General features: G+C 35.8%; 14 protein-coding genes. All 14 read right to left on the reverse strand.

The features are described 5' to 3' along the window. Positions 1 to 153: 153 nt before the first annotated feature. A complete protein-coding gene (locus tag N8L33_RS09005) occupies positions 154 to 1,704 on the reverse strand; it encodes a ClC family H(+)/Cl(-) exchange transporter (RefSeq protein ID WP_004248487.1) in 1,551 nt (516 codons plus the stop codon). Positions 1,705 to 1,720: 16 nt separating this feature from the next. Continuing rightward, entirely contained in the window at positions 1,721 to 2,500 is a 780-nt protein-coding gene (locus N8L33_RS09010) for a ribonuclease HII (RefSeq protein ID WP_000201109.1), read from the reverse strand. After that, positions 2,487 to 3,338 carry a ribosome biogenesis GTPase YlqF gene (ylqF, locus tag N8L33_RS09015; protein WP_000201308.1) on the reverse strand — a complete coding sequence of 284 codons (852 nt, stop codon included), beginning with the start codon at positions 3,336 to 3,338 and terminating at the stop codon, positions 2,487 to 2,489. Before ylqF ends, N8L33_RS09010 begins: the two co-directional genes overlap by 14 nt. 81 nt (positions 3,339 to 3,419) lie before the next feature. After that, the gene (locus N8L33_RS09020; protein WP_061088035.1) at positions 3,420 to 4,928 is read right to left on the reverse strand and encodes a tyrosine-type recombinase/integrase; all 1,509 of its coding nucleotides are present in this window, start codon (positions 4,926 to 4,928) and stop codon (positions 3,420 to 3,422) included. An 84-nt stretch (positions 4,929 to 5,012) separates the two neighbouring features. Further along, the gene (locus tag N8L33_RS09025; protein WP_001022845.1) at positions 5,013 to 5,246 is read right to left on the reverse strand and encodes a hypothetical protein; all 234 of its coding nucleotides are present in this window, start codon (positions 5,244 to 5,246) and stop codon (positions 5,013 to 5,015) included. 266 nt (positions 5,247 to 5,512) lie between these two features. Next, a complete protein-coding gene (locus tag N8L33_RS09030) occupies positions 5,513 to 5,740 on the reverse strand; it encodes a helix-turn-helix domain-containing protein (RefSeq protein WP_033629554.1) in 228 nt (75 codons plus the stop codon). Positions 5,741 to 5,861: 121 nt separating this feature from the next. Continuing rightward, a complete protein-coding gene (locus N8L33_RS09035) occupies positions 5,862 to 7,691 on the reverse strand; it encodes an SAG1250 family conjugative relaxase (RefSeq protein WP_153193390.1) in 1,830 nt (609 codons plus the stop codon). Next, the gene (locus tag N8L33_RS09040; protein WP_000401235.1) at positions 7,678 to 8,043 is read right to left on the reverse strand and encodes a MobC family plasmid mobilization relaxosome protein; all 366 of its coding nucleotides are present in this window, start codon (positions 8,041 to 8,043) and stop codon (positions 7,678 to 7,680) included. The genes N8L33_RS09035 and N8L33_RS09040 overlap by 14 nt, the downstream gene beginning before the upstream one ends. Positions 8,044 to 8,047: 4 nt before the next feature. After that, a complete protein-coding gene (locus tag N8L33_RS09045) occupies positions 8,048 to 8,404 on the reverse strand; it encodes an SAG1252 family conjugative relaxosome accessory protein (protein ID WP_049474970.1) in 357 nt (118 codons plus the stop codon). Between the two features lie 294 nt (positions 8,405 to 8,698). After that, positions 8,699 to 8,989: a DUF5960 family protein gene (locus N8L33_RS09050; RefSeq protein WP_001080186.1), complete on the reverse strand. Its 291-nt coding sequence runs from the start codon at positions 8,987 to 8,989 to the stop codon at positions 8,699 to 8,701. Continuing rightward, the gene (locus N8L33_RS09055) at positions 8,979 to 9,344 is read right to left on the reverse strand and encodes a hypothetical protein (protein ID WP_049474971.1); all 366 of its coding nucleotides are present in this window, start codon (positions 9,342 to 9,344) and stop codon (positions 8,979 to 8,981) included. The genes N8L33_RS09050 and N8L33_RS09055 overlap by 11 nt, the downstream gene beginning before the upstream one ends. Next, positions 9,341 to 10,756 (reverse strand): Y-family DNA polymerase, encoded by a 1,416-nt coding sequence (locus N8L33_RS09060; RefSeq protein WP_049474972.1) that lies wholly within the window; start codon positions 10,754 to 10,756, stop codon positions 9,341 to 9,343. Before N8L33_RS09060 ends, N8L33_RS09055 begins: the two co-directional genes overlap by 4 nt. A gap of 2 nt (positions 10,757 to 10,758) precedes the next feature. Next, positions 10,759 to 11,442, reverse strand: coding sequence for a LexA family transcriptional regulator (locus N8L33_RS09065; protein WP_049474973.1), 684 nt, complete (start codon positions 11,440 to 11,442; stop codon positions 10,759 to 10,761). Between the two features lie 326 nt (positions 11,443 to 11,768). Then, the coding region (locus tag N8L33_RS09070; protein ID WP_261059657.1) for a ZmpA/ZmpB/ZmpC family metallo-endopeptidase at positions 11,769 to 16,591 on the reverse strand (4,823 nt) is incomplete at its 5' end.

Below are 16,591 nucleotides of genomic sequence, written 5' to 3' on the forward strand. Positions count from 1 at the left end.
AAATTCAGGCTATAATTTCAATGATTTTGGAGGAAATAGTATATTAAAAAAGAGGGTTATTAAAAAATAACCGATCTCATTGCTGAGAATCGGTTTTCTAATATATTTAATTAAGAAGTTTATTTTTACATAACATAAATTATGTAAAAACTCCTACAACAATAAATCTTTTACTTTCCCAATTTCACTTTTTGGAATCACTAGATGAATCATATCTCCGAGATACATTCTGGTTGAACCGTTAACGGTTTGGCTTTTACCATTATGGACTTGGGTGGTGATGAGTACGTTATGTGGTAAGTTGAGTTCGTGTACTTGTTTTCCTGCTATTTTATCTGAAACAGGGATTTCAATGAGAGTGACTTCTCCTTCGTCTGAAGCTTCTTCAGGCAGCATTTTTTCTAGCATGGCCTCATAAACTGGGGCACCCTTGAGCAGATCCATGATGATGTAGGCAACTAGGGTTACTAATCCAAGTGGCATGAGATTGCGAATATCTCCTACCATTTCGGTTACCAGAATCATAGCGGTTAAGGGTGCCTTAGATATTGCTCCAAAATAGCCACTCATTCCCAGAATGACAAATATAGGAAACTGCTCTTGACTGACAAGTCCAAGATTGACACAAATAACACCAACTAGAGCACCAAGTAAGGAACCTAGCGCCAAAATGGGTAGGAAAATTCCTCCTGGAAGGCCACTTCCATAACTAATCATGCTCCAAACAAAGCGAATCAAAAAGTAAGCTAATAGAACTTGGAAACTATAATCTTGCTTAGTCAGGGAAAGAACCAGCTGATTTCCACCACCAAGGATTTGGGGTAAGAAGATTCCGACTGGTATGATGAGAATGAAGGCCAGAATTGGATAATAAGCTCTATCCAAATTGATTTTTTGACCAAGCCAATCATAAACTCGACCAACATTGAGCACAGCCTTCTCATAGAGAAAACCAGATAGTCCAAGAAAAACTCCCATAAGGAGGTAAATCCAATACTGGTCTAGGGTCATGAGTGGGATGTTGTCTGGCATATCCAGTACGGGTGTTAGGCCAAATATGAGCAGAGAAACAAAGTTTGCTACGAGACTAGCTGCGAGAGTGGAGACCCAGAAAAAGCGTGAAAAATGGTGATAAACTTCTTCTACCACAAAGAGAAGTCCTGCAATAGGTGCATTAAAGGCCGCAGCTAGACCAGCGGCAGCTCCACTAGCAATCAAGGAGCGTTCCTCTACTGGACTGGATTTGAGCCATTTGGCAATTCCTTTACCACCGACTGCTCCAAGTTGAATACTTGGTCCTTCACGCCCTAGCATAAGGCCACTAGCAATAGCCAAAATTCCTAGAATATATTTTTTCCAAAGTACGCCCCACCAGTTGAGAGTCATCAATCCCTTTAATTCGGCTTCAACTTGAGGAATTCCTGAACCTTTGATGTCTTTTTCTGACCGAGTTAATTTCGCACTGAGCCAACAAACTATTAAATAAAATAGACCAATGATAAAAAGATTGCGCACTAGGTGCGCTTGATCTTGATAAAGTCCTTGTATCAGGTGGAAGCCTTTTTCGATTAAAAACCGAAAAGATCCGACGATGAGTCCGACGACGAGACCCACGATGATGCCTCGCCCAACTTGGGATAATATGGTGCTTGAGGCAAAGGCAAATTCTTTCTTGGAGCTGAGTGTTTCTGACTGTTCCTCCATAATCATTCCTTCTAACTTAACTTTCTTTTTCTCCTGAAACCAGCGATTTAACGGGTTCAAAGCTGGTTCGGTGAATTGGGGTAACTCCTAGTTTTGTGAGGCCTTCCAGGTGTTTAGCTGTTCCATATCCTGCATTAGCAGTAAAATCATAGCCAGGGAACTGCTGATCGTAGTCCTTCATCAATTCATCACGTGTCACCTTGGCTACTATAGATGCTGCCGCGATAGAGAGGGAGTTGGCATCTCCTTTGATGATAGATGTTTGTGAAATTGGTAAATCCAGTTTCATGGCATCTATCAAGAGATGTTCAGGTTGAGGACTGAGCTGGGAGATTGCTTCCTTCATGGCCAGTTTGGTTGCTTCATAGATATTGACTTGGTCGATGATTTGATTATCCATGATACCAATGCCGATTGACAAAGCTTGGTCCTGAACGGCTTGGAAAATCTCCAGATGTTTCTTTTTTGGAATTTTCTTACTGTCGTTGAGGGCTTGAATCTTACAATTTTGAGGTAAAATAACAGCTGCAGCGACTACAGGCCCAGCCAGAGGACCACGACCAACCTCGTCAACACCTGCTATCAAGGTCAATCCTTGCTTGTAAAGTTCTTTTTCGTAGGAAAGCATGGATTCCAAACGAAGATCCTCATCCAATTCTGCCTGAATGGCTTTTTTACGCTTGCTGATTTCCTTTTGAACTCCAGAGCGATTATCCTTTTCAAGCTCTAAAAAAATAGGGCTTTCTAACTCCTTAACCGTTGCAAGTAGTTCTTTGATTTCTTTAATCGTCGCCATTGAGGTCTTCCAATGTATCTAAGGTATAGTTACCGAGTTTGCCGTCGCGGACTTCCTTCACGAAGAGACTGTAGAAACGGTCATAGTCATCACGGAAACCGAGGGCACGGGTCATGTCCATAATAATAACAGGCGCTTCTTCTTCAATTTTCATTTGTTTGAAGCGTTCAGCCAACTTTTCTGGATAATGTTCTTTGAAATAATTGAGGCCAAAAATAGTTACCTCATCCATAGGAAGCAACTGGTCTTTGATAGCTCCTGTCAAGGCCAGTTTCAATGCAACAGTTTCATCCTCAAACTTAGGCCAAAGAATCCCTGGTGTATCCAAGATTTCCAGGTCTTTATTGGTTTTGAGCCATTGTTGACCCTTTGTCACACCTGGTTTATTGCCGACAACGGCAATTTTCTTACCAGCCAAACGGTTCATAAGAGTTGATTTACCAGCGTTTGGAATCCCAATAATCATGGTACGCAAGGTTTCAATCTTGATGCCACGTTCTTTCTGGCGAGCAATCTTATCAGCCATGAGTTTTTTTGCCGCATCTGTTACAACTTTTACAGTTACTTGTTCTTTGGAGTTGATAGCCAGCGTCTGGATTCCCTGTGATTCAAAATACTGACGCCATTCCTTGGTCATTGCTGGATCGGCCAAGTCCGCCTTGTTTAAAATCAAGAGTTTTGGTTTGTCACCAACAATTTTGGTCAACATAGGATTTTGACTAGATAGAGGTAAGCGTGCATCCACCAAAATCGTCACAAAATCAACAAATTTTAAATTTTCCTGAACCTGTCGACGCGCTTTAGACATGTGGCCAGGAAACCATTGAATAGTAGCCATTGAGTTTTTTTCCTTTCGTAGCAAGGGTTTAGAGCCCCTATTTTATTTTACTATTGTCTAAACACCAAGCGAACACCAAAACTACCATGCAATGGAAAAACCTCTGATTTGATTCTCACTTGATTTCACAATCTTTATATCAAACTGTGGGTGGTATTTGACAATATCTTTTTTGATTTTTAATAGTAAATTTGAAACAATATTTTTAGGTGAGTAACGTGGACTAAGATGTAACAAGTCTTTGAACTCATCAACACTTAATTCTACTTTATTGCTATTATCACTAGTTTCAATGAATTTTTCAATCATTCTGGAATATTTACAGGTATAACTTTTCAATTCTTCAAAATGGAAATTGTGATTTTCTACAAATTGATTTAAGGCTTTTACAGTATTTTCTTGTGAACGATTTATATTATGTGTATAGCCCATTGTTGTCTCAAAGTTAGCGTGTCCTACTCTAGTCATAATATCTTTCACTGCTATGTGCATCTCATTACTTTGAAGGTAACTAATATGCATATGCCTAAACGAATGGGGAGTAACATGTTTTACCCACTTAAAACCATAGTCACTTAAACAATTTGTCAATAATTTTCCTTCTATTCGTTTCAAAATTTGACGAAAAGTGCTTGATGTTATTGGAGAGCCGTATTCTGTTCTAAATACACTTTCAGAATGTGTAAAAGCAGGACAGGGATGTTTCTCCATATAAGCATCAAACTCTTTATTTCTCTGTATTGTCCTTTTAATAGCTTCGCTTGCAGCTTCAGGCAAAGCTACTTCTCTAATTGAATTGAGTGTTTTAGTTGTATCAAAGTGAAATTGTTCAACTTTTAAACAATGATATTGAAGTGCCTTATCAATATGCAAGATTCCTTTTTCAAAATCAATATCTGATGGTAAAAAAGCAGCTTCACTAATTCGAATACCTGTAAGCAACAATACTATAGCAAGATCATAATAGTTTGCATTTCTGCATTGGCTTAATACATCAAAAAATGCGTGTAATTCATGGATTTCTAGAAATTTAGAATCATGTCTTTCTTTTGCTTTACGCCTTTTCTCTAGTGAAATATCTAGTTTTACCGCAGTCATAGGAGAGAACTTAATGACATTATATAACACACCATGATTAAAAATCTTATTACAAGTACTTTTTATATGAGTCATTGTTGAAGGTGATGCATCATATATTTCTAAATATTTATTGAGACTTTTTTTCATCAGAAGTGGAGTAATCCTGTCTAATAAAAAATCATCTCCTATAATTTTCCCAAGACGCTTCATCACCAGTAGTTCTCTCTGAATTGTTTGTGGTTTAACAGAGACACACCAAGTCTGAAACCAATTTTCTTTTAACTCTCCAAATGTTGTAATCAGTTCAGGGCTAAACTGACTTTCAAATGAAGTAGTTAGTCTATCTATCTTATCAAGAACCTCTCTTTCAGCTTGTTTCCTCGCCCTACTAGTATTCCTAGTGTAACTTACAGTTACTGATTTCCACTTTCCTGTTAGTGGATCTTTGTACTTTTCAACCACTTGATATAAGGGTTGCCCTTTTGAATTTGTTTTAGTTACATAATACATAATTTAATTCCTCTTAACTCTTAAAAAGAAATAAATCATTGTTGTATAGAATAAATAACTACCCTATATTATACCATGACTTCCTTATTTTGTCCGCTTTTGCTTCCATCTTAAGAAACTTTCAAATCCTTCTAGATTAATGAAAACAAGTTTATGGGTTGGGTTAATTACATACATGGAAAATGTTCTGTTTTCTCGCATTTCTTTAATCCATCTGTTCAATGTATATTGATTTAAACCATCCCATCTTTTTAGAATTCCTTTTTTATCGGCCCATTCTGCAATGGAATTTTCGACAGATATATATTTTATATTCATGTCATCATCCTTCCTAAAAAATATTTTCTCCTCCATGGCATGACTGATGAAGTCATCATAAGAATTTCACTTGCTGCTCTTTCACGGTGGCAGCCTGAACGGTCAGAAGTATCATTGTATATCATTTGTATCATGGCATATAAAGTATCGCTCTATTTTATTGATGGTTTTAATATCGCTCTTATCATGGCGAGCCATTCAAAACTGCTCCACAAATGAGGAAAGTACCATTTTGGACTATTCAATTGTCAATGTGCTTTCTTAACCTAATACTTTTTGGAGTAATGGTCTTCTTTATTATCCACTCGACCTACAAGGTAATCTAAACTTACATTATAAAAATCTGCAAGTTTGATAAGGTCATCTATAGAGATTAACCTGGTACCAGCTTCCATTTTAGAATAAGCTGATCTTGTGCAATTCAAAACGATTTTCGCAATATATTCTTGTGTCAAATCATCATCCTCGCGTAAATCTCTAATCCTTTTCAACATCCAATGTCTCCTAAAACAAGTATAATATAGTTATTTTCTTATTTTTAAATATGTGACAAATTGGCACATGAAACTATTCTATATATACTTTTTAGGAACCATATACTTATTAGGAAACTGTTTACTCTAAATGTATCTCATTTTCTTCAATAGATTTCATATTTTGTTTTTTCTTATATTTCTTTATTGTTTTATTAAACATTTCAAATAAATTTATTGCTTCTCTATGTTGTTCCTTCAGTGTTTCAATCTTTCCTTTATATCTGTATAAATCCTTCTCTATTGTATCTACTGAACTTTTACCTTGAATACTATTTGCTAAATTGTTAGAACTATTTGTCGTATTATTCAACAATACTTCCTCTAAACTAGTTAAATCATCAATTCTATTTTGGACTTGTTCAATCATATTCTCTAGATATGATATTTGGGCAATGAAATCATTTGTTATATCTTCAAAATCATTCGGACTATTTTCCGCAGATATAAGAAAATCTAATTGTTCTATTTTTTCTTTAATTTTGCTAAGAGGAATTCTTCTATACATATACTGTGGTTCATACTGAAGATTAAATTGTCTAATCAAAGTTTTACCTTTAATAAAGCGATTTTTTTCTGCTAAATCTTTATGGTATACATAGTAAGAACTAGTTTCTCTGATAAATACTTTAACTTTTTCCTCTTCCATATTGATCTGAATATTTGGTACAAAAATAAGTCCTTCTTGTCGGATGCCAAACTGTACCTTAATGTACATTCCATCGTCCACTACTTCTTCTATTTGATTAAGATTCAACTCTACCTCAAACTCATGAACTGCATCCCTATTTCTCTTGAAATCTTGATAGGATTTCCATACCACCTCTTCTGTCGGCAACTCTTTTTCTTTAATTAGCTTTTCTTCATTGTAAACTTCAACTAAATTTTTAGTATCTAAGACAACAGTTTCATTTTTGTTATTAAAATAGTCTTGAAAATAACTAACACTATACCGATTCGTTTTTACCAATTCCTGCTCTGAAAGCTTAATCCCATCAAATTCAAATAGAACATGTTTTTCTTTCGGAATTATTTTTAATCCAAAAAATTCTGCTCGTTGAATCAATTCATTCATATTCTTCATTTTCGGAAGCAAAAATTCTAAGATGTTTATGATTTCCCTTTGAACAAACTTTTTCTTAAAATAAGTTTCATCATAAGGTTGTTTTCTACTCAATTTACTATCACGTACGACTTGTTTCATATTTGAATCAGTCATAAAAAAAGTAACATGCTTGTGTCTAAAATCAATTTTTAAATGTAAAGCTTTTGCTTTTTTCTTGAAATCTTCAAAATTTTTCGAGTTCTCGATTAGAAAATATACTCGTTGTTTTATTTCATATTTGTAATTTGTTTTGCGATAAACTTCATACTGACGATGCGAATAACGATTTTCTATAATTTTTGCCCCTGCAATTTTTGAAAGACGATCAGAAACCATTCGTAGATTATGTTCTGACTTATAATTCCATAGAAACTTTTTATCAGAATTCTGATCAATTGAATTTAGAATGATGTGATTGTGGATATGATCTTTATCGACATGAGTTGCTACAATGAAACGAAATCTACCTCCTGTCAACTCTTTAACTGTCTCATAACCAATCCGATTGATTTGTTCGGGAGTAAGATGGTCATCTGGAGAAAAGGACTGAATGATGTGATGAGAATGAATTTTTCGTTGATTTACTTCTTGCCTATCATGACGAAATTCATAAAGAGTATCATTACTTAAAAAATTATCATTGTACATCCTCACTAGTTCTTTATAACTAGGAAAATCTAAATAATTTCTCATACCAAAATCTGAAACTAGTGTTAGATTTTTTGTTTTACTTGGATTCAAAATATATTTGATTAGTTTGCTACGATAATTTTTTCCATGAATCGCAAAGTGTTTAGTGATGACCATAAAATTTCCTCAATTTTTCAGATTGAATAAGAAAATCTTTCTCCACTTCTACTATTAACTCTTCTATACCTTTTCTCAACTCATTTAATTCAACTTCCGTTATTAAATTCGAATAATTTATGCTTCTGGCTATTTGATTAATATTATTTCCGATTCGTTTTAATTCAAAAATCAAATCTTGATAACTATTTGTATCAATGGTGATAAAATTCATACCAGGATCTAGTAGAGTTCGTCTAGCATATTCTGAGAATGATAAGCAGTTGCTTTTTGAGATATTTTCATTCAATTTGACTAATTCTAGGTCAGATAAAAAGACTTTTTTTAAATTTGTTCTATATCGGTGCTCCACTCTACTACCTCATGTATTTGTTACGAAAATTTTCACTAAGAAGACTTGTTTTTTCTACTTCTTTAATCAATTCCTGAATACAAGTTAACAAAATAGAAACATGTTCTTGAGTAACCTGATGATTTATTTTAGCAATTATTAATATTTCATAAACATCACGGCTAATTTGTTCCAACTTTTGTTTTTTCCAAAGGTTGAACCATTTTTCCATCTGTTGTTGTCCATCAGACAATAGTAAGCTTTTACGGAGAAAATCAGAAAAATTATCCTCTCCTTTCTCTCTCATTAAATCTAGTATTTGTTTTTCTTCCGTTTCTGTTAAGCGAAATTGTTTCCGAATACTACGTATATCTCTTTTCATATGACTTTTCCTCCTTCATTGATACCTGTACTGACAATGTAAGCTTACAGACACTGTCAGTACATTTTTCAAAATATCTTCAACGTTTTTGTAAGGCTTTGCGAGCTCAGATATTGTGTCCACAATATTCCAAAAATCATATCGCCTGCCATTTCAAACCTCACTGTTCAAAAAACAAACGATATGAAAATGTGGTGGCACGCCCCCAAACCCCCAAGATAAATCTAAATTAAAAAAAGTATAACAAATACTTTTTGATAAAATTATCACAGAAAAAAGAGCCCTATCGGACTCTTACAAACTAAAACAATGTCTCTGATATTCATACTGTCTAATGCCACTACTGTCTTTGTTCATCTTGATAGAAAAAACAAAATAATGGTCACGACCGTCTAAAGATTTGCTTTTGTTAAGTTTAAAATAATGTTTTTGAGACATAGCCATTGTGCGTAAAATGTCATCAGTGATAAATGTTAATGGAATGTCTAGAGCAGAGTACTTGTAAAAATCTGATTCAAACCGTAAATAAGAATCAGAAAAATAATCTAGCTGCAATTTATCGTCATATAATTCTTTACGATTCATGTAATTCCTCACCTTCTATCTGGATACCAAGTATATCTAACCATTCTAATCGAAGAAATCCAATGTCTGATTTTATAGATATAAACTCTTTCCCAATTTCTTTAACAATACCCGATACTACTTTTCTTCTATTTGAGTGCTTAAAAATAAACGTTGCAGGGAATGTATTCGTATAAAGTTGACGAACAAGTAAAACCTTCTCTTCCATTGATAAAGTAATTGAGACATCTTCTTTATTTTTTTCTTCCCAAAGAGAACTTGAATGTTCTGACAAAAAGAATCCCATCCACTTAGCCATCCCACGATCTTGATACTCTCTTGCAAATAAAAACGGCAAATAAGAACGATTCATCATTTTAGCCCATCTAATCCTCCAGCTGAATGACCACCAATGAGTTTACTTCTTGCAATTGTTCTAGAAGCCTGATCCAGGGCATTTCCTTTCAATAGTGAAGTAAAACCAAATTCTGTTCGAATAGCATCGATTGCGGACTGGAGCCTTTCTTCTTTTTCTATTTTTTCAATATCATCAAATAATGAAATCAATCCAAAGGATTCATCTACTAAACCAGAATAGTTAACCGCAACATTCCTAATAGCTCCTGAAGTATATTTAGTGTGAAATAACTTTAAAACGTAGTTTGTCAGTAGTGCTGTTTGATTGGTCGGTTCAATCTTCATTTGAGTATGAATAGATCGTTTCTGTTCCACTTTAGAATATCCTAAGTGTATAGAAACCACAGTCGCTTTTTTACCAGCTCTTCTCAATCTAACTGCAACTTGTTCTGCCATCTCACGAAGTATGATCTCAATATCTCTTTGTTTAATATAATCTCTTGGTAAAACTTGAGAGTTCCCTATCCCTTTTGACTTCGGCTTATAAGGTTTATGAACATTGCTTTCATCAATACCATTAGCGTGAAACCACAACTCTAGTCCCATAATCCCAAGCTCTTTTTTAATCAAGTCAGGATTAGCCTGTGCCAATTCTTTAATCGAAAAGATACTTAGATGATGTAATTTCTTCTCCATTCTATTTCCAATTCCCCAGAAATCTGTCATTTTAGGAATAGCCCATACTTTCTTTTCTATATCCTCATAGGACCAATTAGCTCTCATTGTCGGAGTCTTTTTAGCTTCATTATCTAGTGCTAACTTAGCTAATAAGGGATTGGCATTAGACATGCCTACCGTTGAATAGATTCCTGTTTTTCTCCAAATCTTTTTTTGAATAGCAGCCGAGATAATATCTAATTTATCTTTCCGACTAATACTTTTATCTGGCACAAAATAATTTAATGAACTTGTTAAATCAATAAATCCTTCATCGATTGAGTAGGGATAAATATCGTCTGGTGCCGCAAAATCTTGAAAAATTTTTTGAATTTCCATATTGACTGCTATATAAGTATCCATTCTCGGAGGAACAATCACGGTTGATTTTGCCCATTCCTCAATATAACGAACATAATCTATCGTTGTTGGTAAACCTTGCTTCTTAGCGTTATAGTAAGAGAACTTCCTAGTTTTTACATCAAATGGTAAATCATAGGAACGTCCAACGTTTGATTTTCCAAAGACCTTTTTAAACATAGGAGAGGAAGCAAGGATTAACCCGGCAGAATTATCTGCACGACTCATAACACAAAGCGAAGTCTTAAGTGGATGTAAGCCTCTATCGACACACTCTACACTTGCGTAAAAAGATTTCATATCAATAAATGCAATGTCACTCTTTGGTTCGAGACTATAATCAAACCAAGTCATACTCAATCCTCTAAAGGCATAAAGTTTCCAACGATTTTCCCTATGATACGAGGATTCTCATCATAAGGCGCAAAATTATCTGAATAGTTCCGATTGAGTGAAACTAATCGAAGCCCATTTTCTTCACGATACACTTTCTTAATATAGGTTTGACCATCCCAATCTATCGCATAGATAGACCCGTCATAATCAAAGCCCGTTTGCTTAATAAGAGCTACCGAACCATTTTCATATGTCGGTTCCATTGAATCCCCAAACACCCACGATGCAAAATCATAATCAAATTGATGATTAAAGTAAACAGTATCGTAATTACCATCATCAAAATAAGCTGTTCCGGTACCAGCTGATAATTTTTCATAAACTTTATAAGCAAAACGCTCAGGAATGTCTACAACCTTGGCATTCTGTTTGTTCAACAGTTCTGTAGCATAATTAAGTGTTGCTTCTTGATTCCTTTCCGTTAGTTTGAGATAGGTTTCAACTATTTCATACTCTGATTCAAAATATCGAAGATCTACATTCAAAATCTCACTCAATTTGCTTAAATTGTTTTGATTAGGCTTTGTTTTACCTGATTCCCAATTAAAGTATGAGGCTCTACTAATTCCCAAACTGGATGCAAGTTGAGATTGAGATAATACTTGACTTTCTCTTTTTCTTTTTAATTTAGTAGGTGAAAACATTTGTTCTCCTTTTTGTAAGTTTATTAACTAACAAAAGAATACCATAGCTGATAGAAAAAATCAATAGTTTAATGAAAAAGCGGCTGGGTAAAAATTCAATTTCAGGAGAAAATGAAGTAAATATCCCCACAATAAAACGCATAGCATCAAAGTTTTCCAATACCTGATACTATGCGTTTTTCTGATTCCAAAGACTTTTTTCCCAGCTTCTTCTAGATTTTATTCTTCGCCCCACTATAGTCGACAAAGAGCCGAAAAACATAGAGTCTGAAAAAATATTTTTGGTTCAAACTATATGTTTATATTCAAATCTTATCTCTTTGTTTTTACTTAAACAGTTGGTTAAAGAAACCGTCTGTGTTTTTAAGAAGGGCTTTGAATACTTTGGATTTCAAATTCTCAGTATTTGAGTAGTTTCCAGCTTTCTTGAGGTCTTCTGTGACAGCTTTGTCGAATAAGGCTTTCAATTCGTTATAATTGTGAATGGTTTGTCCATCAATTGTAATCTCTGTGAATCCTTTTTCAGCTCTGGCTTTCACATCATGATACCAATGTTTCTTCCAATCTTCAAGGTTTAAGAATTGGTTGTTTGAAACTTTTTTGATAATGAAATCATCACCCAATCTACCCTGGTTTTGTTTATCCGCTTCACCTTGGTATTTACTAGATACATATCCGATAAATCCATTTTCATAGCCAAAGTAACCCCACATACGGAAAGCATTATGTTTGAAGGATAGAGAACCGGGGGCACCTGGACTCGTATTACCACCGTAAATACCCGCCATCATATTAACATTGACATAGGCTGTACCAAAGTCCTCTGGGTGGAAGACTTTATTGCCTGGATTTCCGTGAATGGTCATGAAATTATTATTTACCAAGTCATCGATGGTTTCCAGCTTGGTTGCTTTCTCAGCATCTGTCAAGTCACGCACTTTGTCCCATTGGTGAGGAGCACCTAGTTTATTTCTATCCATAGGTCGACGTGTTTCGCGGTCAATTTTCTTGAACCACTTACTATTGTCACCTTTAACCTTAGGAAGCACAGCTTCAGCTTCTGCATAATCAAGCATCATCATAGCTTCATTGTAGTTCTTCATGTAGTGGTCGATTTGGTCGCGTGTTTGAAGTTTGTCAGGGTCTGGATTATACCACTGGTTTCCATCATTTGGTCGATGGTAGGCCATGTTAATACCTAATGCACCATACTCACCATTTGTTGTTGACTTATCAGGAGTTTGTAACATACCTTGAGCAAAGGCTTCCAAATCCGTACCTTGACGATGGTTATGTCCTCCAAAGTAAGCTACACGGTCATTAATGTGTGTGGTTTCATGTGTGAAGGCAGAAATACCAAACTGGTCAAGCATATTGGTTACCATGAAGTATACTTGCTCATCTTTCCACGGTTTTTCGTAGATTTTTGCCATCGCTCCCATAGCTCCATTAACTTGATGCCAACGGTCAGTCGGGCCGAATAGTTCACGAATAGGAGATACCACGGCTCCACCTTTTCCATAACCTTGACGATTTGCATCTTTAATTCCTGCATAAGATTGATTATCCCAAACAGGTGTTGGCACCATATATTCGCTCTTCAAAAGTTTGTTACGAACACTTGGGAGAGCTAAACGAGACCAGAAATCTAAGTAAGTTTGTTGCGCTTTAGCGACTTCATCAATACGTTTCTTCAATTCCTTACGTTCTTCTTCAGTGTTCTTACCATATTTCTCAAATGAGCTATAAGCCATCGTGTTATAGGTTGAAATCATAAAGATATGGGCTTTCTTCAAGTTGAGCAATGGTAAAATCATACGACCGTGAACGTCATTGTTTAAACCGTCAAATACACGATGTCGCTTATCTTTAAAGGCTTCTGTGCTTGTTTCAGGTTCTACTACATAAACGTTTTTCGCAGAATGAATAAACCAGTCATTCAAATCTTTATCTTCTGTAAACAAACGCATGTTATAGTCTAAGAAGCTACGTAAATCACCTTTACCAGTTGCACCAGCAATCACTTCTTTGTAGGCATCTTGTGTACGATCACCTTTCAAGAAATGCTCCCTTGAACCAATTTGAATCAAACGGTCGATGACACTTGGTGTTTTACCATAGAAATCAGGTTTGAACATCATCATATCCTTGATACTCAAATCACCATATTTGATATCATAGTAACGATTGAGATAAGTCAGTCCCATTATAATCTTAGCTTTATTATCTTCTACTTTCTTGAGTAGCGATTTCATCGCGGCATCATCACCGTTCAATTGATGGTCTTCATTTTCGATCAAGGATTTGACTAACTTATCTAGATTTTGCTTCACTTCGGCAAAACTTTCTTCTAAGTATAGATTACGAATATATCCATCTTTACGAGCATCTGTATTTTCTTCTGCCTTCTTACGTATATCCATTAACGCGCGTACTTCAGCTGAAATTAGGTCAACACTTGAAAGTCTTTCTTTCACATCTGCAATCAGTTTGTCTCGATTTTTAACAACCATATTTGGTGTATAGACAATGTTTTGACCTGCTACATCATACTCTTTTACTTGAGCTACTTTAGAATCAGCTTTAGCGGTAACTACCATTTCTTCTTTAGTGCCATCCGCATAGTGAACCATAATCTTATCAATATCTGATAAGTCCGTCACAAACTGACCATTCTTCATACCTGTTACAGATAACACCTCTTTAGTCATTAGGTTTGAACTTGTAGCCAATCTGTTACCTTGGTTTACAATCCATTCTTTATTGTAGAAGGGTTGTAGTTTCTCAATGTTGTGGTATGCCTGCTCACGCGTTGCGTCATAATCTTGAGTTGTTTTATACTCATTATCACGAGTTGTTAGGTTGTTAAGTCTATTCACAAGAGGATCTGTGATTTCATACTTATCAGCAGTGATATTGAAGGTTGCGATACGTTTATCAGCTTCAGCTTGATCTACACCCTGAATTTGTTTTGAACGTTCATATGAAACATTGCCTGACGCAACATCTTTCACATATACATTGTTCTTGAAGTAATGGAATCCAAAGTCTGGGTCGCCCGAATCCACTGAACCGGAACCGTACATGATTTCACCATTGTTTACTTTCATCATGCTGATGTTGTTTTCAACCCATCCCCAATTGTAGTTATCGTGAATGAGTCCACCGCTTTGGTTATTTGTTTTGAGAGTCATGGATCCTTTAACAACGGATTTAGTCAAGTGACCTTTTTGTTTTACATCCATAGGGTTTACACCGTGGTCGATTTTCGCAATCAGTCCACCGAATTTGGCGTTGTTTGCCTTAATATTTGCATCTACATAAGAGCTATCAACATTACTTCGCCAACTTTCGCTGACAAGTCCACCAGACCACCAACCTTTGTTACCCACACTTTCGATTTTACCAATGAAAGCAACATTGCGCATGATGGATTCGTCAAGTTTGTTCACCATACCCGTCACGTCATTGTTACCAACAACTTGGCCAGTCACTTTGATATTTTCTATTGTTGAATTCTTAAAGTTTTCACCGAGTGGTGCTGTTCGGTCAGCCCAAGGCATGTTTATGTTTACATTACCCAGATTAATGTCATGGATGTGAGCATTTTCAGCTCTTGCAAATAATGGCCGTGCTAGATTATGGATAGTGAAGTGATTACTTCCATCACTCAATAATTTTCCTTTGAACACATTCGTCACATATGATTTGTTCGGGGTTGGGGTGTTAGTTGCATTTAAGTCAGCCCCAAGTTTAAACTCACCATCAGGTTTTTTCTGCATATCTTCAATGAGTTCTTTGAAGTTGTAATATACATTTCCAACCTTTGGTCGTGGTTTTTCCATGTAATAAACGTACTCATTTCGTATCTTACTTGGGTCAGTATGCTGAATAAGGTCAACAGCTCTTGCGGTTACTTTGTAGAGAACTTGGCCAGCCTGATTAATCTCTTCGATTTTATCAACTGCTAAACGAGTCACTTTGTTATCCCGAGAAGTCACTTTGAGATAGTATTTTTCAGTCTCTGTTGGTGTCTCAGTCAGGAAGTCGTTCAATGTTTCTGTTCCATCTTCTTCAACTTTTACAAGATTTGTTGAGGCAATGTTTTTCAACTCAATTTTTTTCAAATCCAAGCGAAGTGGCTTCTCTTCTAATGTTGCAGTCTCTTCTCCCTTACCACGGTCATAGGTCATAGTGGTTTCTATCTTATAGTCCTTGTAGAATTTTAAATCTTCTACCTGCTTATTTAATTGCTCTGAAGTTAAATCTACTGTTTTGACAATTTCATTTCCATCTTTAATTGTCGCAGTAATTTTATTGATCTTGACTCCATCTGCATTAACTAAATGATAAGAAATATTTGCGGAGCGGTCTAATACATTTGTATCTGTTCGTTCCAAAGTCAAAACAGGAGCCATTTTTTCTTTTGGTTTTTCTTTTGTACCTTTTACAAGAATTTCAGGCTTCATTTCTTTCAACACAGTTACGGTTTCAACTGGGTCACTGATTTTTTTGCCATGTAACTCTTCATAGCTAGTAACAATTTGACGTTCGCCATCTTCACCAACTTGTTTAACAGAATCATCGCCTATAAATTTGGTAGAATCAGATTCTTCTATAGTCGTTTTAGGAATAGTCTCTGTCCGAATGTCAGTGTGTAAAGAAGGTAGCTCCTCTATTTCTGGTGCAACTTCTGAAACTGTAGATAGTGGTTCAGTATACTCTGGAATGTCGATAACAGGTGGCTTAATCAAGTTTCCCTTTTCATCTACTCCTGTGGTGCCTACAGGTTCCGTGTATGCTGGTTTTTCATGAACTTCTGGTTCAACAAGATTACCGTCAATTGGAGCTGTATATTCTTGTTTCTCATGAACTTCAGGTTCCCCTTTATCAGTCACCACAGCTTCTGGTAAGGCTGGCTGAACTTCTGGTTTCCCTTTATCAGTCACAACAGCTTCTGGTAATGCTGGTTGAACTTCAGGTTCCCCTTTATCAGTCACCACAGCTTCTGGTAAGGCTGGCTGAACTTCTGGTTTCCCTTTATCAGTCACAACAGCTTCTGGTAATGCTGGTTGAACTTCAGGTTCCCCTTTATCAGTCACCACAGCTTCTGGTAAGGCTGGCTGAACTTCTGGTTTCCCTTTATCAG

Source organism: Streptococcus mitis, assembly GCF_946188695.1.
Taxonomy (GTDB): Bacteria; Bacillota; Bacilli; order Lactobacillales; family Streptococcaceae; genus Streptococcus; species Streptococcus mitis_DF.

What these genes read in the sequence shown, in the direction of transcription:
- ylqF (WP_000201308.1), bottom strand. Translation starts at nt 3,338, where the DNA reads ATGGCTACTATTCAATGGTTTCCTGGCCACATGTCTAAAGCGCGTCGA.
- N8L33_RS09030 (WP_033629554.1), bottom strand. Translation starts at nt 5,740, where the DNA reads ATGTTGAAAAGGATTAGAGATTTACGCGAGGATGATGATTTGACACAA.
- N8L33_RS09050 (WP_001080186.1), bottom strand. Translation starts at nt 8,989, where the DNA reads ATGAATCGTAAAGAATTATATGACGATAAATTGCAGCTAGATTATTTT.
- N8L33_RS09060 (WP_049474972.1), bottom strand. Translation starts at nt 10,756, where the DNA reads ATGACTTGGTTTGATTATAGTCTCGAACCAAAGAGTGACATTGCATTT.
- N8L33_RS09020 (WP_061088035.1), bottom strand. Translation starts at nt 4,928, where the DNA reads ATGTATTATGTAACTAAAACAAATTCAAAAGGGCAACCCTTATATCAA.
- N8L33_RS09035 (WP_153193390.1), bottom strand. Translation starts at nt 7,691, where the DNA reads ATGGTCATCACTAAACACTTTGCGATTCATGGAAAAAATTATCGTAGC.
- N8L33_RS09025 (WP_001022845.1), bottom strand. Translation starts at nt 5,246, where the DNA reads ATGAATATAAAATATATATCTGTCGAAAATTCCATTGCAGAATGGGCC.
- N8L33_RS09010 (WP_000201109.1), bottom strand. Translation starts at nt 2,500, where the DNA reads ATGGCGACGATTAAAGAAATCAAAGAACTACTTGCAACGGTTAAGGAG.
- N8L33_RS09005 (WP_004248487.1), bottom strand. Translation starts at nt 1,704, where the DNA reads ATGGAGGAACAGTCAGAAACACTCAGCTCCAAGAAAGAATTTGCCTTT.
- N8L33_RS09055 (WP_049474971.1), bottom strand. Translation starts at nt 9,344, where the DNA reads ATGATGAATCGTTCTTATTTGCCGTTTTTATTTGCAAGAGAGTATCAA.
- N8L33_RS09045 (WP_049474970.1), bottom strand. Translation starts at nt 8,404, where the DNA reads ATGAAAAGAGATATACGTAGTATTCGGAAACAATTTCGCTTAACAGAA.
- N8L33_RS09065 (WP_049474973.1), bottom strand. Translation starts at nt 11,442, where the DNA reads ATGTTTTCACCTACTAAATTAAAAAGAAAAAGAGAAAGTCAAGTATTA.